This is a genomic window from Pseudomonas jessenii (assembly GCF_002236115.1).
Lineage (GTDB): Bacteria > Pseudomonadota > Gammaproteobacteria > Pseudomonadales > Pseudomonadaceae > Aquipseudomonas > Aquipseudomonas jessenii.
This window is the reverse complement of the sequence record NZ_NIWT01000001.1, coordinates 286,691-305,786: the sequence shown is the minus strand read 5'-3', so window position 1 is coordinate 305,786 and position 19,096 is coordinate 286,691. Positions and strand designations below refer to the sequence as shown.

General features: G+C 59.4%; 16 protein-coding genes and 3 tRNA genes. 11 read left to right on the top strand and 8 right to left on the bottom strand.

The features are described 5' to 3' along the window. Nucleotides 1-201: 201 nt before the first annotated feature. Together PSJE_RS01335 and PSJE_RS01330 are read left to right on the top strand one after the other, a co-directional pair. Entirely contained in the window at nt 202-408 is a 207-nt protein-coding gene (locus tag PSJE_RS01335) for a DUF4224 domain-containing protein (protein WP_090455600.1), read from the top strand. A 1-nt stretch (nt 409) separates the two neighbouring features. Next, nucleotides 410-1,441 (top strand): tyrosine-type recombinase/integrase, encoded by a 1,032-nt coding sequence (locus tag PSJE_RS01330; RefSeq protein WP_090455602.1) that lies wholly within the window; start codon nt 410-412, stop codon nt 1,439-1,441. 80 nt (nt 1,442-1,521) lie between these two features. On the opposite strand, the gene PSJE_RS01325 is transcribed toward PSJE_RS01330, so the two are convergent. From PSJE_RS01325 to PSJE_RS01295, 7 genes are all read right to left on the bottom strand, one after another. Next, nucleotides 1,522-1,608: transfer RNA gene (locus PSJE_RS01325), tRNA-Leu, on the bottom strand. 195 nt (nt 1,609-1,803) lie between these two features. Further along, nucleotides 1,804-1,877, bottom strand: a tRNA-Cys gene (locus PSJE_RS01320). A gap of 46 nt (nt 1,878-1,923) precedes the next feature. Then, nucleotides 1,924-1,999: transfer RNA gene (locus PSJE_RS01315), tRNA-Gly, on the bottom strand. Nucleotides 2,000-2,062: 63 nt separating this feature from the next. After that, on the bottom strand, nt 2,063-2,623 hold the full coding sequence (gene pgsA / locus PSJE_RS01310) for a CDP-diacylglycerol--glycerol-3-phosphate 3-phosphatidyltransferase (RefSeq protein WP_057714620.1): 561 nt from the start codon (nt 2,621-2,623) through the stop codon (nt 2,063-2,065). 32 nt (nt 2,624-2,655) lie between these two features. Next, nucleotides 2,656-4,479 (bottom strand): excinuclease ABC subunit UvrC, encoded by a 1,824-nt coding sequence (uvrC, locus tag PSJE_RS01305; protein WP_057714618.1) that lies wholly within the window; start codon nt 4,477-4,479, stop codon nt 2,656-2,658. A 2-nt stretch (nt 4,480-4,481) separates the two neighbouring features. Beyond that, entirely contained in the window at nt 4,482-5,123 is a 642-nt protein-coding gene (gene gacA, locus PSJE_RS01300) for a response regulator transcription factor GacA (RefSeq protein WP_090455604.1), read from the bottom strand. A gap of 97 nt (nt 5,124-5,220) precedes the next feature. After that, entirely contained in the window at nt 5,221-5,694 is a 474-nt protein-coding gene (locus PSJE_RS01295; RefSeq protein ID WP_090455606.1) for a GNAT family N-acetyltransferase, read from the bottom strand. A gap of 653 nt (nt 5,695-6,347) precedes the next feature. On the opposite strand from PSJE_RS01295, the gene PSJE_RS01290 reads away from it, so the two are divergent. After that, complete coding sequence (locus tag PSJE_RS01290) at nt 6,348-7,424, top strand: 3-deoxy-7-phosphoheptulonate synthase (RefSeq protein WP_090455608.1); 1,077 nt, start codon at nt 6,348-6,350, stop codon at nt 7,422-7,424. A gap of 60 nt (nt 7,425-7,484) precedes the next feature. On the opposite strand, the gene PSJE_RS01285 is transcribed toward PSJE_RS01290, so the two are convergent. Continuing rightward, entirely contained in the window at nt 7,485-8,549 is a 1,065-nt protein-coding gene (locus tag PSJE_RS01285) for a hypothetical protein (protein WP_090455610.1), read from the bottom strand. A 335-nt stretch (nt 8,550-8,884) separates the two neighbouring features. On the opposite strand from PSJE_RS01285, the gene PSJE_RS01280 reads away from it, so the two are divergent. The 8 genes from PSJE_RS01280 (at nt 8,885) to PSJE_RS01245 (ending at nt 19,092) form a co-directional block, all read left to right on the top strand. Next, the gene (locus PSJE_RS01280) at nt 8,885-9,766 is read left to right on the top strand and encodes an esterase/lipase family protein (protein ID WP_090457889.1); all 882 of its coding nucleotides are present in this window, start codon (nt 8,885-8,887) and stop codon (nt 9,764-9,766) included. Nucleotides 9,767-9,872: 106 nt separating this feature from the next. Then, a complete protein-coding gene (locus PSJE_RS01275; RefSeq protein WP_008051985.1) occupies nt 9,873-10,154 on the top strand; it encodes a peptidylprolyl isomerase in 282 nt (93 codons plus the stop codon). 134 nt (nt 10,155-10,288) lie between these two features. Then, nucleotides 10,289-12,157, top strand: coding sequence for an extracellular solute-binding protein (locus tag PSJE_RS01270; protein WP_090455612.1), 1,869 nt, complete (start codon nt 10,289-10,291; stop codon nt 12,155-12,157). Then, nucleotides 12,157-13,218: a microcin C ABC transporter permease YejB gene (locus tag PSJE_RS01265; RefSeq protein WP_090455614.1), complete on the top strand. Its 1,062-nt coding sequence runs from the start codon at nt 12,157-12,159 to the stop codon at nt 13,216-13,218. The genes PSJE_RS01270 and PSJE_RS01265 overlap by 1 nt, the downstream gene beginning before the upstream one ends. Next, on the top strand, nt 13,218-14,240 hold the full coding sequence (locus PSJE_RS01260) for an ABC transporter permease (protein ID WP_090455616.1): 1,023 nt from the start codon (nt 13,218-13,220) through the stop codon (nt 14,238-14,240). Before PSJE_RS01265 ends, PSJE_RS01260 begins: the two co-directional genes overlap by 1 nt. 26 nt (nt 14,241-14,266) lie before the next feature. Next, on the top strand, nt 14,267-15,844 hold the full coding sequence (locus PSJE_RS01255) for an ABC transporter ATP-binding protein (RefSeq protein ID WP_090455618.1): 1,578 nt from the start codon (nt 14,267-14,269) through the stop codon (nt 15,842-15,844). Nucleotides 15,845-15,998: 154 nt separating this feature from the next. Then, nucleotides 15,999-17,414: a sigma-54 interaction domain-containing protein gene (locus tag PSJE_RS01250; RefSeq protein WP_090455619.1), complete on the top strand. Its 1,416-nt coding sequence runs from the start codon at nt 15,999-16,001 to the stop codon at nt 17,412-17,414. 286 nt (nt 17,415-17,700) lie between these two features. Then, a complete protein-coding gene (locus PSJE_RS01245) occupies nt 17,701-19,092 on the top strand; it encodes a GntP family permease (protein WP_090455620.1) in 1,392 nt (463 codons plus the stop codon). The last annotated feature ends 4 nt before the right edge of the window (nt 19,093-19,096 follow it).

The window sequence follows — 19,096 nt, the reverse complement described above, 5'->3', positions numbered from 1 at the left end:
TCGCCGGTGGCGGTGGCGCCAGCACCGGCATTGCCCGAGCCTATCGAGAGCCGGACGTGGCGGTAATCCACCCAGTTTCACCTAGATCCGCAAGTCGCTGATTAGCATCAGCGCAACAGTCGCCGACTTGGCGCCTTCAGCAAACGAACTGCCACCTCCACTCACCCACCTTCCACCGCCATCCGCGGCATGGAGACGCTCATGAGCATCCAGTTTCTATCCCACGAGGAGGTTTGCGAGCTTACCGGCGCGCGGACCAAGGCAGGCCAGATCCTCAACCTGAAGAAGAACGGCATCAGGCACACCATCAAGGTGAATGGCTGGCCAAGCGTCACGGCGATGGCCGTGACCGCGGTCGGTATGTTTGAGCCAGAGAAACCCGCATGGACACCACGCAAGGCTAGCTGACATGGGACGACGACCAAGCAAACCCGGATCAATCGCCCGGCTGAGAGAGCGCAAGAAAGCCAGCGGCCGGGTTTTCTACTACTACGACACCGGCGGCAAGGACCGCAAAGAAATTCCGCTGGGCAGCGATTACGGTCTGGCGATCATGGAGTACGCGAAACTCGAGCGTGATCGCACCGCCACCGACCTGGTGGCCAAGGTGATCACCTTCCGTTACGTGGCCGAGAAGTATTTGATTGACGTGGTGCCATCAAAAAAACCAGCAACGCAAAAGGACAACGTCAGGGAGTTGAAAAACCTGATGTCATTCTTCGACGACCCGCCGGCCCCGCTCGAAACAATCCAGCCCCTGCACGTCCGCCAATACCTGACCTGGCGCAAGGCCGCGCCGGTGCGCGCCAACAGGGAGAAGGCCCTGCTCAGTGCAATCTGGAACTTCGCCCGGGATATCGGCTATACCGCGCTCGCCAACCCTTGCGCAGGAATCAAGGGAAACAAGGAGACGGGGCGGGACATCTACATCGAGGACGCACTGTTCAAGCGCGTGTACGAGAAAGCGGACGCCGGCCTACGGGATGCGATGGACCTTGCCTATTTGACTGGCCAACGGGTGACCGACACTCGATTGATGGATGAGCGCGACGTCCGAGAGGGTCAGATATGGGTGCTGCAGGGCAAGACAAACGCCAAGCGCCGAATCGAAATCACTGGGGAGCTGAAGGTTTTGGTTGATCGAATCATGTCCCGAAAGTCAGAACACAATGTCCGCTCAACGCGGCTGATCGTTACCGAGGATGGCACACCAATGTCGGTGGCGATGTTGCGGGGAAGGTTTGACTTGGCCAGAGAAGCAGCCGGGGTTGCAAAATCCGAGTTCCAGATGCGCGATTTGCGCGCTAAAGCCGGCACGGACAAGGCGGAGTCAAGCGGCGATATTTTGCAGGCCAGAGATCAACTTGGGCATACGACCGTCGTAATGACCGAGCAGTACATCCGCAATCGAAAGGGAAAAAAGGTCACTCCAACGAAGTGAATTGCGGACCAGATCAATAATTGCGGACCAGAAACGAACAAGGGTTTGCTCAGCTTTCGCTCGCAAACCCTTGATATATATGGTGCCCGAAGCCGGAATCGAACCGGCACGCCCTTACGAGCGGGGGATTTTAAGTCCCATGCGTCTACCAGTTTCGCCATTCGGGCGGTAGCGCGGTGAAGCGTCAAGCTTTTGCCAAATAACGATCTGGCAGTTCTGACGCTTGTGCAGCAGAGGTGGAAATATATACATCCCGCCCCAGTGAAGCAAGTTCGCAAATACCCTTTTCAAGACTAAATCTTGCAGGCTACTGCAAATAAAAAAGCTCCGTAAATCATAGATCTACGGAGCTTGTTTATTAGTGGAGGCCGAGGTCGGAATCGAACCGGCGTAGGCGGATTTGCAATCCGCTGCATAACCATTTTGCTACTCGGCCTCAAAACATTTGTTGTCAGTAGCGCGACATCAAATGCGTACAAACTTGGAGCGGGAAACGAGACTCGAACTCGCGACCCCGACCTTGGCAAGGTCGTGCTCTACCAACTGAGCTATTCCCGCGTCTTGGTGTGGCGCATTCTATAGAATCCAGAAGCCCCGTCAACCCTTTGATTCAAAAAAGTTTTATTTCTTTTCAACGTCGGTCTTCAGATGTGGCCAGGCAGCCCGCAGGTACTGGACCATCGACCACAAAGTCAGGCCAGCCGACACCATCAGCAAGGTGTAGCCCAGCAAGACCCAGAAACTGAAATCCTTGGAATTGGCCAGCAGGATCACCAGCGCCAACATTTGCGCGGCGGTTTTCCATTTGCCCAGGTTCGATACGGCGACGTGGGCACGAGCGCCCAGTTCGGCCATCCACTCGCGCAGTGCCGAGACGACAATCTCGCGACCGATGATCACGGCAGCCGGCAGCGTGAGCCACAGGTTTCCGTGTTCCTGCACCAACAGGACCAATGCAACCGCAACCATCAGCTTGTCAGCAACCGGATCGAGGAAAGCCCCGAACGGTGTGCTTTGTTCCAGCCGGCGGGCCAGATACCCGTCCAGCCAGTCGGTCGCGGCAGCAAATGCGAAGACCGAAGCGGAGGCCATGTAGCTCCACTGGTAAGGCAGGTAGAACAGCAAAATGAAGATCGGTATGAGCAGAACGCGTAGAACGGTAATCAGATTAGGGATATTCATCGGCACAACTGGCTGCGAGGTGAGGGGGCATTCTACTCGCTGTGCAGATTTGCATAAATCAACTCTGCGAGCTTTTTACTGATCCCGGGGGCTTTGGCAATTTCTTCGATGCTTGCACGAGACAGCTCCTGCAATCCACCAAAATGTTTCAACAAATCACGCCGACGTGTGGGTCCGACGCCGGCGACGCCTTCCAGTGTAGACGTCCGACGGGTTTTTCCACGTCGGGCGCGGTGCCCGGTAATGGCAAACCGGTGGGCTTCGTCGCGAATCTGCTGGATCAGGTGCAGCGCGGGCGAATCCCCGCGCAAGGTGAACTCATGTGCAGCGTCGTTCAGGTACAGGGTTTCGAAACCGGCCTTGCGCGTCGCACCTTTTGCCACGCCCAGCAGAATCAGGTCAGGCACGGCCAGTTCATCGAGCACGTCACGGGCCATGGACAACTGACCTTTACCGCCGTCCACCAGCAGGATATCCGGCAGCTTGCCCTCCCCGTCCTTCAGTTTGCTGAAGCGTCGGGTCAGCGCCTGATGCATCGCCGCGTAATCATCGCCGGCCGTAACGCCCTCAATGTTGTACCGGCGGTAATCGGCCTTGATCGGACCTTCGGGACCGAAGACCACGCAGGACGCCACCGTCGCCTCGCCGCTGGAGTGACTGATGTCGTAGCACTCAAGGCGCTGTGGAGGTTCATCCAGCTTCAGCACCTCGGCCAGTGCATCGAAGCGCGCCGTAATGTGCTGACGATTCGCCAGGCGCGCACTCAGTGCCTGCTCGGCATTGGTCACCGCCAATTGCTGCCAGCGCGCCCGCGTGCCCCGCACGCGATGGCTGATGGTCAGTTCACGACCGCGCAACTCGTCGATGGCGGCGATCAGCGTGGGAAAGTCATCGTGGACCACATTGACGATCAGTTCGCTTGGCAAGTCGCGTTCAGGACTGCTGATGAAGTACTGGCCTAGAAATGCGGCCATGACTTCGGAAACGTCTTCTTCAATACCGACTTGAGGGAAAAAGTTCTTGCTTCCCAGTACCCGCCCGCCCCGCACGCTGATCAAGTGAACACAGGCGCCGCCCGGGTTGACGAAGGCGGCAATCACATCGACGTCCCCGGTCCCGCCCTCCATGCTCTGTTGATCCTGGACCCGGCGCAGTAACGCAATCTGGTCCCGCAACTCGGCTGCTCGTTCGAATTCGAGATTGATCGCCGCCTCTTCCATCCCGGCGGACAACTCGTCAGTCAGTGCATTGCTGCGCCCTTCAAGAAACATCACCGAATGGCGGACATCCTCGGCGTACACCTGCGGCTCCACCAGCCCGACACAGGGCGCCTTGCAGCGTTTGATCTGGTATTGCAGGCAAGGGCGCGTGCGGTTCTTGTAGTAACTGTCTTCGCATTGCCGAACGAAAAACGTCTTTTGCAGCAGGCTCAGGCTTTCGCGGATCGCGCCGGCACTCGGATAAGGCCCGAAATACTTGCCCTTGGCCTTTTTCGCGCCGCGATGAATGCTCAGGCGCGGAAACTCTCCGTCGGAGAGAAAGACGTAGGGGTAGGATTTATCGTCGCGCAGCAGGATGTTATAGGGCGGGCGCCATTCCTTGATCAGCGTCTGCTCAAGCAGCAAGGCTTCGGTTTCGTTGGCGGTGATCGTCGTCTCGACCTGGGCGATACGCGCCACCAGCGCGGCGGTCTTGGGGGCAAGCCCGGTCTTGCGAAAGTAGCTCGACAGGCGATTCTTGAGGTTCTTCGCCTTGCCGACGTAGAGCAACCGCGCTTCGCTGTCGAACATGCGGTACACACCAGGGCGCCCGCTAACGGTCGACAGAAAGGCGCTCGGATCAAAGGTGTCGTTCATTTTCAGAGGCTGGCGTCGACCATGCCATGACGAACCGCCAACAGCGTCAACTCGACATCACTGCTGATCGAAAGCTTTTCGAAGATGCGGTAACGGTAGGTGTTCACGGTTTTCGGGGACGGGCACAGTTTATCGGAAATGATCTGTACTTTCTGGCAGCCGACGATCATCAGCGCGATCTGGATTTCCCGCTCCGACAAGGCATCGAAAGGCGAATCGTTGGTCGGCTGGAAAGACTTGATCGCCAATTGCTGGGCAATTTGCGGACTGATGTAGCGTTGCCCGGCAAATACCAGGCGAATGGCCTGGACCATTTCCGGCAAACCTGCCCCCTTGGTCAGGTAACCTGCCGCACCGGCCTGCAACAGCCGCGTAGGAAACGGGTCCTCTTCACACACGGTCACCGCGACGACCTTAATATCCGGATGACTGCGCAATAATTTTCGAGTGGCTTCAAGACCGCCAATACCCGGCATCTTGACGTCCATCAACACCACATCGGGTTTCAGCTCGCGCGCCTTGATCAGGGATTCCTCACCCGACTCGGCCTGGCCGACTACTTGCAGGCCATCGATGTCAGCCAGCATTCGTGTAATGCCTGTACGAACGAGATCATGGTCATCGACTACTAGCACCCTAATCAAGCAGACACCTCGCGATTTGGTCTTATTGGGTTGTCAGACACCTTAGCAAAAAGCATCTGGCAGACCTAGCGGAAAGCGTCAGATTAAAAGTTTCAATTCATCTTGAAAGGCTTGCCGCAAGCGTGTTGCAGCGATCCAGGCCGGGGACATCCAGCTGCATCCTCAGGAAACATTCGTCCTTGCCCACCACCCTCAATCCCTTGCGCTCGTACAACGCTTGCGCCGGGTTGTTTTCGAAAACCGTCAGGCGCAACGCCGGGCGCCGTTCCCGGCGCGCCAGAACCAGTACCTGATCGATCGCCCAGGATCCAGCGCCCTGCCCACGAAACGCTTCGACGATATGCAATTCACGGATATACAAGGCCCTGGCATCACGGCTCAGGCTGACATAACCCAGCACTTTGTCGCCCCATGCAATCAAAAGGTTGTCCCGCCCGGCCCAGGCCACGTCAAACGCTTCGTCCAGCCACAACAGGTCATGCTCAATGTAGTAACGCAGCATGCCCCTACAGGTCAGTTCACGGGCAAATTCCAGGTCATCCGGTGTTGCCGGACGCCATTGGCATTCCATCATTCCAGCTCCACGGCGAGGGTCAGGTGCGTCCTTGTGACGATATGTTTTTTATTGAAGCGCAGAGTGTGTCACATCCTTCGGGGTACTCAAGCGATAGAAAGGGACGACGTTGGCCGATAGCATTTTCTGATTGAATCTGCGTACCGGCCTCTAGTAAGCTCGACCCATCCATCGGAGACAGACCATGTTCAACGCCCTCTTGCAGCTTGTTACCGCCAGCGCCCCGCGCTCAGTTGCGGCTGCCCGGGTGAACGACGGTTGTGCTCCGGTCAGCTTTTATTTTGGGTATTGGTTTAGCCACTGGCGCGCCTGATACCCACACGGCGCCCACTTTAAACGGGTCGCCACCAGAGAATTCTCAACCCCCGGTCGGCCTCCCGACCGGGGGTTTTGTTTTTTCGGCCCCAACACTTTTAGCGACACACCAGACATTCAGAGGATTAAGAACATGAACTACGCCACTTATTACCGTTACGACAGTTTTACCGCCTGGCGATTTACCACCCTCCGCTCGGGACAGCCTGCCGCCTCCGATCGGTCACCCACAGGTGGCAAGCACACACACGCAGCCAATCCGGCCAATTGTCGAACACCCCAGTAGGGCCGAGAGCGCGGGCACGAACCCGCCACCAGCCCAGGAAGCCTTGAATATGAACTCGTCCGTCTCTGCACTGCCGCTGTCCACCTTGAGCCCTGCCAATGAAGCGCTGACCCTGCGCCTGCCCAGCTCATTGCAACTCAAACAGCAATTGCCCCTCGGCAACGCCCTGACCCGGCAAGTCACCGCCCACCGCCAGGCGGTTCGCGCGATCCTCAACGGTGAGGATTCCCGCCTGCTGGTCATCGTCGGCCCCTGCTCGATACACGATCCCGAATCAGCCCTCGAATACGCTGGCAACCTTGCCCGCCTCGCCGCCGAAGTCAGCGACGAAATGCTGCTGGTGATGCGTGCCTACGTCGAAAAACCCCGTACCACGGTTGGCTGGAAAGGCCTCGCCTACGACCCGCACCTCGATGGCAGCGATGACATGGCCGCCGGCCTGACGCTGTCCCGCGAGTTGATGCGCGAAATGCTCCGCCTGGGTCTGCCCGTTGCCACTGAACTGCTGCAACCGATGGCGGCCGGCTACTTCGATGATCTGTTGAGCTGGGTCGCAATTGGCGCCCGGACCACGGAGTCGCAGATCCATCGGGAAATGGCCAGCGGCCTGGGCATGCCGGTAGGGTTCAAGAACGGGACGGACGGCGGTGTCGGCGTCGCCAGCGACGCCATGCGCTCCGCCGCCCATCCCCATCGCCATTTCGGTGTCGATAGCCAGGGACATCCGGCGATCATTCAAACCCCGGGTAATGCGGACACGCACCTGGTACTGCGCGGCGGCCATCGCGGCCCGAACTACGACAGCGCCAGCATCGCCCAGGTGAACAGCGACCTGACCAGGCTCAGGATTCCGGCTCGAATCATGGTCGATTGCAGTCATGCCAACAGCGGCAAAGACCCGTTGCGCCAGCCAGCCGTTTTCAACGATGTACTTGAACAACGCCTGCAAGGCGATCGTTCGCTGATCGGCATGATGATCGAGAGCCATTTGTTCGAAGGCTGCCAGCCATTGAGTTCGTTATTGAAATACGGTGTGTCGGTGACCGATGGTTGCCTCGGTTGGGCCGGGACAGAACAGTTGTTGCTTGAAGCGGCAGATCGGCTGCGAGCGTCAAACAACGCCTGATAATCGGTATCATCCGTACGCCCTCCGGCCTTCATGGAAAGACTGGAGGGCAAATGGCAATCAATGTCCCATCAGGGACTGCACTTGAACCAGCGTCACCCCCGATTGCTGTCGGGTGCCGTCAAGGCGCTCGACTGAATAGGAAACACGGATCGCCGAATCTCGATGTTCCCTCCAGAACGGGTAGGGAACGATGAACACCAACGGCTCGCCAGCGGTGTCCCTGGTTATTTCGCGGTCGTCATGGTGATTGAGTTTCTCCCCGTCGCACTCCAGGTAAATCCGTTCTCCTTTTTCAGCGCTGGCGTTCTCGATGACGACGGTCACGCCATCCTGCGCATCATGCAGGTCCACCCAACCTTCGTCGGCTTCCAGCACAGTGGGTGCTTGCAGTGGTCGGCGCTCCAGGATGCCAATCATCAGTGCCGTTACTTCAGAATAACGGGGCCCCTGCCCTGATTGCTTGACGCAATAATCGACGGACACTGAGGAGCCCAGATTCCGCGTAATGCACTCCGGACTGACCCAAAACGACAGTTCGTCCCCCACCGCGAAGGACTCGACCTTGAGTGCATCACTGAAACTTGAGTCGACCGAAACGCCCGCCCAGGTCAGCAACACCCAGTCGCCCGCCGCCATGCGCGCATAGGGTTTGATCGTAACGATCGCCCCTTCTTTCACCCTATCCGGATCAAGCGTTGTACCCACCGCATCGTTCACCGTCGCGGGCAACAGGTCGCATTGCACGTCACCGACACTCAGCTGCAGACGATGGGAATGCACGGGCTCGGCAAATCGGGTGCTCGTGAGTGAGTAACCGATTTCCAGTGAGCCACCCTCAAGCGCCGCGATATGTGCACTACCTACAGCAAAGATGATGTCCTCGCCGACCCGTTCCTCACTGACAAAACGCGCCACCTGATGCTTGCAGGCGAAGCCATCGGCATCCAGCCCCGCCCAACTCAATAGTAATTTGTCGCCGCAGGTCATGTCTGGATACGGCTGGACCCTGATGACGGCTTTTTTGTCAGAAGGGTTCAGAACACCGTTTTGCGCCTGCTCCAGCATGGGAGGTGGTAATGGTTGCTGCACGAGATTCAAGGTATCGGGTTCATAAACAGTCATACATTCGCTCCATTCCCTGGAATAGACACCGGACAGGTGGCCGGCTCTGGACCGCTATTTAACCCCATGGCAAACAACCGCGATGTCGGCCTCAAACGCTGACCCGCTCGGAAAGTCGATACACGCAAAGTAGGTCTTTGATCAGCAGCAAGCTGATTGCCGCGAAAAGTCCTCAAACGATTCCGACCAAGGCTTCAGCCACTCTTGGGTATTCGCACTTGTTCTATTCCGTTTTCCGCGAGTTTCGCCGGACTTTTCATACATCGCGCCAACCTCGAGTGTTTTAGAGTGAAGCGCCATGCAGCCCCAATGAACTTCTGCGTAAAGGTATGAACATGCAAAGGAATGCAAGCACTTGTTACCCAATACTGCTGGTCCACGGCCTTTTCGGCTTCGAAAGAATCGGCAAGTTCGAGCTCTTTCACGACATCAGGCAGGCGCTGAGGAACGCCGGAGCCAGGGTGTTCGTTCCCCACTTGTCGGCCATCCATGACAACGAGGTACGCGGAGACCAATTGCTCGCTCAGATCGAGCGGGTACTGGAAGGAACCGGTGCACACAAAGTCAACCTCATAGGTCATAGCCAGGGCGCACTGACCGCACGTTATGCCGCAGCGATTGCGCCACACAGCGTGGCATCGGTCACCTCCGTCAGCGGGCCGAACCATGGTTCGGAACTGGCCGACTTCCTGCGCAAGGCATTGACACCGGGCTGCCTGCCGGAACATGTGGCCGAGACAGTGGTGACCCTGTTCGCCGACTTCCTCGCGGCATTAAGCGACAATCAGTATCTACCGCGGAACGCCATTGCCGCCCTCAACGCGCTGACCACCGAAGGCGTAGGCGCATTCAACGACAAATACCCACAAGGACTACCTGCCACCTGGGGTGGCAAGGGGTGCGAACGGGTCAACGGTGTTCATTACTACTCGTGGAGCGGCGTGCTGCCGCCGAATACGCTCCAAGAAGGGCTTTATGCGCTCGATCCGTTCAACGTCTTCTGCCGAGCCCTTTCCGGTTATTTCGTCACGGAAAGCGAGCAGAACGACGGGTTGGTCGGTCGTTTCAGCTCCCATCTGGGAACGGTTATCCGGTCCGACTATTCACTGGATCATCTGGACACCATTGGCCAGCCGGCCGGTCAACTGCGTAAAGGTGTCAACCCGATTGAACTGTATGTCCAGCACGCCAGGCGCTTGAGGGACGCCGGCCTTTGAGGTGCGACTGCCGCGGATCCTGCGTGGAACGGAACTTTGAGGAGAAATAGCTCACTGAATCCGGTAGGCTCAGCACTTTATCGAGTATTGAAAGGAGTATTTTCCCATGGCTAAAGCCACTGCCCGTCACATCCTTGTTGCCTCCGAAGCCAAGTGCAACGAACTCAAGGCCCAAATCGAGGCTGGCGCCGATTTCGCCGAAGTTGCCAAGGCAAACTCCACCTGCCCTTCCAGCCGCCAGGGCGGTGACCTGGGTTCGTTCGGTCCGGGCCAGATGGTCAAGGAATTCGACACCGTGGTCTTCAGCGCACCGCTCAACGTGGTCCAGGGCCCGGTCAAGACCCAGTTCGGTTTCCACCTGCTGGAAGTGACCAGCCGTCAGGACTGATCGACGCTTGAGCTATTCACTCAACGGCCCGCCTATTGGTGGGCCGTTGTGTTTTCAACGCGCAATACGGCTGGCGAGGGACGCGCCGCTAGCGTACAAATTGTCGTTAACGACCTCCGGCTCTAAGGCTGACAATGCGACTGGCTTTCCCTACTTTGCTGTTCACGGCCGTGGCCCTGCTGATGGGTGCCTCGGGCGTGCATGCGGCACCGCAACCGGCAATGACCGTGTACGGCGAACCGGCGAAATACCCTCCCGGCTTCAGTCATTTCGCCTACACCAACCCGCAGGCCCCCAAGGGTGGCACGATGCGGCGCTCGGCGATCGAAATCGGGCAGTTCGACCATGTTTTGCCTTACATCGACAAAGGCATCGGCGTTACACAGATTGACGGCTTGATCTACTCGCCACTGGCCCAACGCTCGCTGGACGAGCCTTATACCGTTTACGGTCTGGTGGCTGAGAAGATGGAGCGCTCAGAGGACGGCCTGTCTCTGCGCTTTTACCTCAACCCCAAGGCGCGTTTTGCCGATGGCAAACCGATTACCGCCCAAGACGTGCGCTACACCTTCGACCTGCTGATGACCCAGGGCAGCCTGCGCTACCGAACCCAATTCGCCGACGTCAAAAGCGTCGAAGTGGAATCGCCACTGACCATCCGCTTTGATTTCAAGAACAACGAAAATCGCACCCTGCCCCTGGATATCGCAACCTTGCCGGTGTTTCCCGAACACTGGTGGAAGAGCCGCGATTTCGCCGGTGGCGGCGGCTATGAAGCGCCGTTGGGCAGCGGTCCCTATACAGTCGGCAAGATCGATTCGGGGCGCAGCATCACCTTCGAGCGCAACCCCGATTGGTGGGGCAAGGATCTGCCGGTCAGCCGTGGCCTGTACAACTTCGATCATTTCAGCATCGAATACTTCGGCGATACCGACGTGGCGCGCCAGGTCCTGCGCGGGGGCGCCTATGACTACAACCGGGAATTTTCCGCCACCGCTTACTCCATCGGCTACGAAAGCCCGGCCCTGAGCGATGGTCGCCTGCAAAAAGCCCACCTCGCCACAGAGGCGCCGCAACCGGCCCAGGGTTTTGTGTTCAATCTGCAAAAGCCCCTGTTCCAGGACCGTCGCGTGCGCCAGGCGCTGGTGATGCTGTGGGACTTCGAGTGGAGCAACCGGCAGATGATGCGCGACATGTACATCCGCCAGCAGAGCTTTTTTTCCAATACCGATCTCGCGGCCCGGCAACTGCCGGATGCCGGTGAGCGGGCGATTCTCGAACCGCTGCGCGGGCAGATTCCCGACGAGGTCTTCACCCAGGTGTTCGAGGCGCCGAAGACCGATGGCAGCGGCGTGATTCGTGACAAGCAGTTGCAGGCCCTGGACTTGCTCGAACAGGCCGGCTGGAAACCCGATGGCGACCAACTGGTCAATGCCCACGGCGAACCGCTGAGCTTCACGTTCCTGGTCAGTCAAAACGGCATGGACCGCCTGCTGTTGCCCTATAAACGCACGCTGAAACAGATCGGCATCGACCTGAACATCCGCCGCATCGACTCGTCCCAGTACGTCAATCGCCTGATGAGCCGCGACTACGACATGATCGTCACCGGCTACCCGGTCACCACCTCTCCGGGGGGCGAACTGGTCAATTACTTCGGTTCGGAGGCGGCCACCGACCCTGGCTCCAACAACTACATGGTGTTGCAGAACCCGGCGGTGGACACCCTGATCACCGGGCTGATCCGCGCCAATACCCAGGCTGACATGTTGCATTACGCCCATGCCCTGGACCGGGTGCTGCAATGGAATTACTACTGGATTCCCAACTATTACCCGCCGGGCACCTCAACGGTGTGGTGGAACCGCTTCGGCATCCCGAACGTGCAAGCGAGTAATGACGAAGCCATCGAGAGTTGGTGGGAGATGAGCACCACGCCATTGACCAACCAACAGATGACGGCCGAGCGTATCAGCCGAGGCAAACCCGGAGGGCCGCACTGATGTGGGCTTACATATTGCGGCGTCTGCTGCTGATCATTCCGACGCTGGTGATTATTCTCCTGGTCAACTTTGTCATCGTCCAGGCCGCGCCGGGCGGGCCGGTCGAACAGGCCATCGCGCACCTGCAAGGCATTGGCGGCGCCGCGGTTGGCGGCGGTTCCGGCGAGTCCATGAGCGGCAAATCACGGGCCAGTCGCGGGCTCGACCCGCAGTTGATCAAGGACATTGAAAAACAGTACGGCTTCGACAAACCGGCCCACGAACGCCTCTGGCTAATGCTCACCAGCTACGCGCGCCTGGACTTCGGCAAAAGTTTCTTCCGCGGCGCCACCGTCACCGACCTGATCCTCGAAAAAATGCCCGTGACCATTTCCCTCGGACTCTGGGCGACGCTGATCACCTACCTGGTGTCGATTCCCCTGGGCATCCGCAAGGCCGTGCACCATGGCAGCCAATTCGACATCTGGAGCAGTACCGCGATCATCATTGGCTATGCCATGCCGGCGTTCCTGTTTGCGATGTTCCTGATCGTGATCTTTGCCGGTGGCACTTCGCTGAACTGGTTTCCGGTCCGCGGGCTGGTCTCGGACAACTTCGAATCGCTGTCGACCCTTGGCAAGGTGGCCGACTACTTCTGGCATCTGGTGTTGCCCGTGACCGCCCTGGTGATCGGCGGATTCGCCACGCTGACCATCCTGACCAAGAACTCGTTCCTCAATGAAATCACCCGCCAGTACGTAGTCACCGCCAGGGCCAAGGGCTTGAGTGAACGACGGGTGCTCTACGGGCACGTGTTCCGCAACGCCATGCTGCTGGTGGTGTCGGGCATTCCCCAGGCGTTCATCAGTGTGTTTTTTGCCGGTTCCCTGCTGATCGAGGTGATCTTCTCCCTCGACGGTCTCGGCCGCATGAGCTACGAAGCGGCAGTATCCCGGGACTATCCGGTGGTGTTCGGCTCGCTGTTCATCTTCACCTTGTTTGGCCTTCTGATAAAACTGGTCGGCGACCTCTGCTACACCCTGGTCGACCCGCGTATCGACTTCGCCGCGAGGAACGCCTGATGCTCAAGCTTTCACCGCTGGCGCGTCGCCGCTTCGAGCGCTTCAAGAAAAACCGTCGGGGCTGGTGGTCGCTCTGGTTGTTTGTCGGCCTGTTCCTGATAACCCTGGGCGGCGAACTGATCGCCAACGACAAACCGCTGATGGTCAGCTATCAGGGCCAGTGGTATTTCCCGGTCTTCAAGCGCCACACCGAACAGGCCTTCGGCGGGCAACTGCCGTTCCAGGCCGACTACCGCAGCGACTACGTGCAGAAACTGATCAAGAAGGACGGCGGCTGGTTGCTGTTTCCACCGATTCCGTTCAGTGACGACACCCCCAACTACGACCTGAACAAGCCTGCCCCCAGCCCACCCTCCAGCGTCAATTGGCTGGGCACCGACGACCAGGCACGGGATGTCCTGGCCCGGGTGATCTTCGGGGCACGGGTGTCGATCCTGTTTGCCTTGATGCTGACCTTTGTCAGTGCCCTGATCGGCATCGCGGCCGGAGCCCTGCAAGGCTATTACGGCGGCTGGGTGGATTTGCTCGGCCAGCGTCTGCTGGAGGTGTGGTCCGGGTTGCCGGTGCTGTACCTGCTGATCATCCTGTCGGGCTTCGTCGAACCGAATTTCTGGTGGCTGCTGGGAATCATGGCGCTTTTTTCATGGCTGGCCCTGGTGGACGTGGTGCGCGCCGAGTTCCTGCGCGGGCGCAACCTGGAATACGTCAAGGCCGCGCGCGCGCTGGGCCTGACCGACCGCAAAGTCATCGTGCGGCACATTCTGCCCAACGCCATGAACGCGACCTTGAGCTACTTGCCGTTCATTCTGACCGGGGCGATTTCCACCCTGACGGCGCTGGACTTCCTCGGCTTCGGCATGCCTGCCGGCAGCGCTTCCCTGGGTGAACTGATCGGCCAGGGCAAGCAAAACCTGCAAGCGCCATGGCTGGGACTGACGGCGTTCTTCACCCTGGCGCTGATTCTTTCTTTACTGGTGTTCATTGGCGAAGCACTGCGCGACGCTTTTGATCCTCGGTCTTGACCCCCGATCTTGATGCGGATGTTGATATGACCAACCTGATCGAAATCCGTGACCTCAGCGTGGCCTTCAGCGGCCAGACCGTGGTGCGCAATCTGTGCCTGGACATCCGCCCCGGCGAATGCCTGGCGCTGGTGGGCGAATCGGGCTCGGGCAAGTCGGTGACGGCCCACTCAATCCTGCAACTGCTGCCGCAAACCGATACCGAGACGACAGGCAGCATCCGCTATCGCGGCCAGGAACTGGTGGGCGCCGATGCCGGCAAGTTGCGCAAACTGCGCGGCAATCGCATCGCGATGATCTTCCAGGAGCCGATGACCTCCCTCAACCCGCTGCACAGCATCGAAAAACAGATCGGTGAAACCTTGCTGGTGCACAAAGGCCTGGCGGGCAAGGCGGCGCAAGCGCGGATCCTCGAATTGTTGCATCTGGTAGGCATCCAGAAACCCGAAGAGCGCCTCAAGGCCTATCCCCATCAATTGTCTGGCGGACAGCGCCAGCGGGTGATGATCGCCATGGCCCTGGCGTGTGAACCGGAACTGCTGATTGCCGACGAACCGACCACCGCGCTGGATGTGACGGTGCAGCGCAAAATCCTGCTGCTGCTCAAATCCCTCCAACAGCGGCTGGGCATGTCGCTGCTACTGATCAGCCATGACCTCAATCTGGTGCGCAGCATCGCCCAGCGCGTGTGCGTGATGAAGGGCGGGGAAATCGTCGAGCAGGCGCCGTGCGAAACCCTGTTCACCGAACCCAGGCACCCTTATAGCTGCATACTGCTGCACGCCGAACCCGAGGGCGAAGCCTTGCCCCGGGACGAGCGCGAAAACGTACTGGAGGTGGACAACCTGCAGGTGCGGTTTCCCGTCGGTGGTGGCCTGTTTCAGCGCAAGACCTGGCTGCGTGCAGTGGATGGCATCAGCCTGAATATCCAACGCGGCAAGACCCTGGGCATCGTCGGCGAGTCCGGTTCGGGAAAGTCCACCCTTGGCCAGGCGATCCTGCGTTTGCTCGACTCCGAAGGCGGTATTCGCTTTCAAGGCCAGGCGCTGGACGGCCTGACGCAAAAACAGCTACGGCCGTGGCGCAAGAAGATGCAGGTGGTGTTCCAGGACCCTTTCGGCAGCCTCAGCCCGCGGATGTCGGTTGCGCAGATCATCAGCGAAGGCCTGGAAGTGCACAGCCAGTTGAGCACTGAAGAGTGCAATGCCGAAGTGATCCGGGCACTGAACGAAGTCGGCCTTGACCCCCAAAGTCGCCATCGCTATCCCCACGAGTTCTCTGGCGGGCAGCGTCAACGTATCGCCATCGCCCGGGCGCTGGTGCTGAAACCGGCACTGATCCTGCTCGACGAACCAACCTCGGCGCTGGACCGCACGGTGCAAAAACAAGTGGTCGCCCTGCTCCGTCAGCTTCAGGAAAAGTACGGATTGACCTATCTGTTCATCAGTCATGATCTGGCAGTGGTGCGCGCCCTGGCCCACGACATGATCGTGATCAAGGACGGAAAAGTGGTGGAACGCGGCGCCAGCCATGAGGTGTTTGACTCACCGCAGCATCCGTACACCAAGGAGCTGTTGGCGGCGGCGATGTTGGGGCAGGCATAATCTGACTGTTAGACCGCATCGCGGCCATCGTCGGAACGCCGCCCGGAGCAAGCTCGCTCCCACAGGGGATTTGTGAACGACACAGATCAACTGTGGGAGCGAGCTTGCTCGCGATGAGGCCACCACAAGCAATACACAATCAGGATCAGTGTCCATGAACACCACCGAAAGCCTCAAGGACTACCAGCGCGTTCGCTTGCTGGCGATCCGTTCGCTGTTCGAAATCATCGAACAATCAAGCGAGGGCACGGTGATTGTCGACCGCGATGCCAACATCGTCTGGATGAATGAGCGCTATGCCCGGCGCTTCGGCCTGCCATCGGCCGAAGTCGCGATCGGCAAGCCCTGCGAAAGCGTGATCCCCGGCAGCCTGCTGCGTGAGGTGGTGCGCACCGGCCGGCCGATTCTGCTGGATATGCAAGACACCTCCAAAGAACCGCTGGTGGTCATGCGCCTGCCGATTCACGACGATGCCGGCGTAGTCATCGGCGCCATCGGTTTCGCCCTGTTCGACGAGTTGCGTAGCCTGTCGCCGATGCTCAAGCGCTACATGAGCATGCAGGAAGAACTGGCCTCCACCCGCTCGCTGCTGCGGGCGCGGCAGACCAGATACAACTTCGCCCACTTCATCGGCACCAGCGCCGCCAGCCTGGAAGTCAAACGCCGCGCCCGGCGCAGTGCGAGCACCGAATCGCCGGTATTGCTGCTCGGCGAGACCGGCACCGGCAAGGAGTTGCTGGCCCAGGCGATCCACAACGCCTCGCCCCGCGCGCACAAGGCGTTTGTCAGTATCAACAGCGCGGCGATTCCCGAATCGCTGCTGGAGGCCGAATTCTTCGGCACCGCCCCAGGCGCGTTTACCGGTGCCGACCGCAAGGGCCGCGCCGGCAAATTGCAGATCGCTCAGGGCGGCACGTTGTTCCTCGACGAAATCGGTGACATGCCGCTGCCCCTGCAAAGCAAACTGCTGCGTGTGCTGCAGGAAAAGGAATTCGAGCCGGTGGGCTCCAACGAAGTGATCCAGAGCGATGTGCGGGTGATCGCCGCGACCTCTACGGACCTGGAAGCCGCGATCAAGCGCGGCGAATTCCGCGCCGACTTGTACTACCGGCTCAACGTGCTGCCGATCCAGGTTCCGCCCCTGCGTGACCGCCTCGATGACGTGCCGGCGCTCAGTGAGGCCATTCTCGAAGAACTGCGCAGCCAGCATGAATTGCACCACGAAGCCCTGGAACTGCTGGGGCAACACGCCTGGCCGGGGAACATCCGGGAGCTGCGCAATGTGCTGGAGCGGGCCGCGCTGCTCAGTGATGATTTGCGCCTGACGGTGGCGGACATCCGCGGGGCGATCGGTACATTCATACCGGTGGAACGCGTGGCGCCCTTGACCATCGAACCGCTTGCCCACGAGACGTTCAGTGTGGCGCGGGAGCGATTTGATCGGCAATTGATCGAAACCACCCTCGCGCAATGCGGGGGCAAGGTGGTTGATGCGGCGGCGCGGCTGGGGCTGGGGCGGTCGACGTTGTACAAGAAGATGGTGGCGCTGGGGATTGTCGAATCTCAATAAAGAGACATTAGTCTCAATTGCTAGACAAACCATCGCGAGCAAGCTCGCTCCTACAGTAGACCGCGTTCTACTGAACTACTCCGTCCCCCTGTGGGAGCGAGCTTGCTCGCGATGAGGCCGGCACCATCGCCAAAAGTCTCGAATTAGAGACAACGCATCCGAACTCAACCCTCGCAAATCAAATATACCCTTATATTTCAACAACTTAACAAGATGGCACAAAACTCGCTATACGCCTCTCCCACCAGGCTTCACCCAACAAAAATAACAACCCAGGAGACACACCATGAGTGTGATCATTGCCTTGGCAGCCCTCGCGCTGCTGATGCTGGCTGCCTACCGTGGCTACAGCGTTATCCTTTTTGCCCCGATTGCCGCCCTCGGCGCTGTCCTGCTGACTGACCCGTCTGCCGTCGCCCCCGCTTTCACCGGGGTGTTCATGGAAAAAATGGTCGGCTTCATCAAGCTGTATTTCCCGGTGTTCCTGCTCGGCGCGGTGTTCGGCAAGCTGATCGAACTGTCCGGTTTCTCGCGCTCCATCGTCGCGGCAGCCATTCGCCTGCTCGGCACTCGCCAGGCGATGCTGGTGATCGTGCTGGTCTGCGCCCTGCTGACCTACGGCGGCGTATCGTTGTTTGTGGTGGTGTTCGCGGTCTATCCGTTTGCCGCTGAAATGTTCCGCCAGAGCAACATCCCCAAGCGACTGATCCCGGCGACCATTGCGCTGGGCGCCTTCTCGTTCACCATGGACGCCCTGCCCGGCACGCCACAAATCCAGAACATCATCCCCAGCACCTTCTTCAACACCACCGCCTGGGCAGCGCCGTGGCTGGGCGTGATCGGCACGATCTTCGTGTTCTGCGCCGGCATGCTGTTTCTCCAGCGCCAGCGCAACAAGGCCCAGCGTACCGGTGAAGGCTATGGTTCGGACCTGCGCAACGAGCCGGAAACTGCCCCCGACCTGAAGCTGCCCAACCCGTGGCTGGCGCTGTCGCCACTGCTGGCGGTGGGCATCATGAACCTGCTGTTCACCCACTGGATTCCACAGGTGTACGGCAAGACCCACAGCCTCGCGCTGCCGGGCATGGCCACGCCGGTGACCACGGAAATCGCCAAGCTCACGGCGATCTGGGCGGTACAGGCAGCCTTGCTGGTCGGCATCCTCATGGTGCTGGTGTTCGGCTACAAGGCGATCAGCCGCAAGCTGGCCGAAGGCAGTAAAAGTGCGGTCAGCGGTGCCTTGCTGGCGGCGATGAACACGGCCTCGGAATACGGTTTCGGCGCGGTGATCGCGTCCCTGCCGGGTTTCCTGGTACTGGCCGACTGGCTCAAGAGCATTCCCAACCCACTGGTCAACGAAGCGATTACCGTGACTCTGCTGGCCGGCATCACCGGTTCCGCCTCGGGCGGCATGAGCATCGCTCTGGCGGCAATGTCCGAGCAATTCATCAGCGCAGCCCACGCGGCGAACATTCCGCTGGAAGTGTTGCACCGGGTCGCCGCGATGGCCAGCGGCGGCATGGACACCCTGCCACACAACGGCGCGGTGATTACCCTGCTGGCGGTCACCGGGCTGACCCACCGCGAGGCTTACAAAGATATTTTCTGTATTACGCTGATCAAGACCCTGGCGGTTTTTGTGGTGATCGGCACTTTCTACGCCACTGGCATTGTGTGAGGTA

Bases quoted from the DNA above. Each gene is read 5' to 3' on its own strand.
- PSJE_RS01335 (WP_090455600.1), top strand. From the start codon at position 202: ATGAGCATCCAGTTTCTATCCCACGAGGAGGTTTGCGAGCTTACCGGC.
- PSJE_RS01330 (WP_090455602.1), top strand. From the start codon at position 410: ATGGGACGACGACCAAGCAAACCCGGATCAATCGCCCGGCTGAGAGAG.
- pgsA (WP_057714620.1), bottom strand. From the start codon at position 2,623: ATGAATATCCCTAATCTGATTACCGTTCTACGCGTTCTGCTCATACCG.
- uvrC (WP_057714618.1), bottom strand. From the start codon at position 4,479: ATGAACGACACCTTTGATCCGAGCGCCTTTCTGTCGACCGTTAGCGGG.
- PSJE_RS01295 (WP_090455606.1), bottom strand. From the start codon at position 5,694: ATGGAATGCCAATGGCGTCCGGCAACACCGGATGACCTGGAATTTGCC.
- PSJE_RS01290 (WP_090455608.1), top strand. From the start codon at position 6,348: ATGAACTCGTCCGTCTCTGCACTGCCGCTGTCCACCTTGAGCCCTGCC.
- PSJE_RS01285 (WP_090455610.1), bottom strand. From the start codon at position 8,549: ATGACTGTTTATGAACCCGATACCTTGAATCTCGTGCAGCAACCATTA.
- PSJE_RS01280 (WP_090457889.1), top strand. From the start codon at position 8,885: ATGCAAAGGAATGCAAGCACTTGTTACCCAATACTGCTGGTCCACGGC.
- PSJE_RS01275 (WP_008051985.1), top strand. From the start codon at position 9,873: ATGGCTAAAGCCACTGCCCGTCACATCCTTGTTGCCTCCGAAGCCAAG.
- PSJE_RS01270 (WP_090455612.1), top strand. From the start codon at position 10,289: ATGCGACTGGCTTTCCCTACTTTGCTGTTCACGGCCGTGGCCCTGCTG.
- PSJE_RS01265 (WP_090455614.1), top strand. From the start codon at position 12,157: ATGTGGGCTTACATATTGCGGCGTCTGCTGCTGATCATTCCGACGCTG.
- PSJE_RS01260 (WP_090455616.1), top strand. From the start codon at position 13,218: ATGCTCAAGCTTTCACCGCTGGCGCGTCGCCGCTTCGAGCGCTTCAAG.
- PSJE_RS01255 (WP_090455618.1), top strand. From the start codon at position 14,267: ATGACCAACCTGATCGAAATCCGTGACCTCAGCGTGGCCTTCAGCGGC.
- PSJE_RS01250 (WP_090455619.1), top strand. From the start codon at position 15,999: ATGAACACCACCGAAAGCCTCAAGGACTACCAGCGCGTTCGCTTGCTG.
- PSJE_RS01245 (WP_090455620.1), top strand. From the start codon at position 17,701: ATGAGTGTGATCATTGCCTTGGCAGCCCTCGCGCTGCTGATGCTGGCT.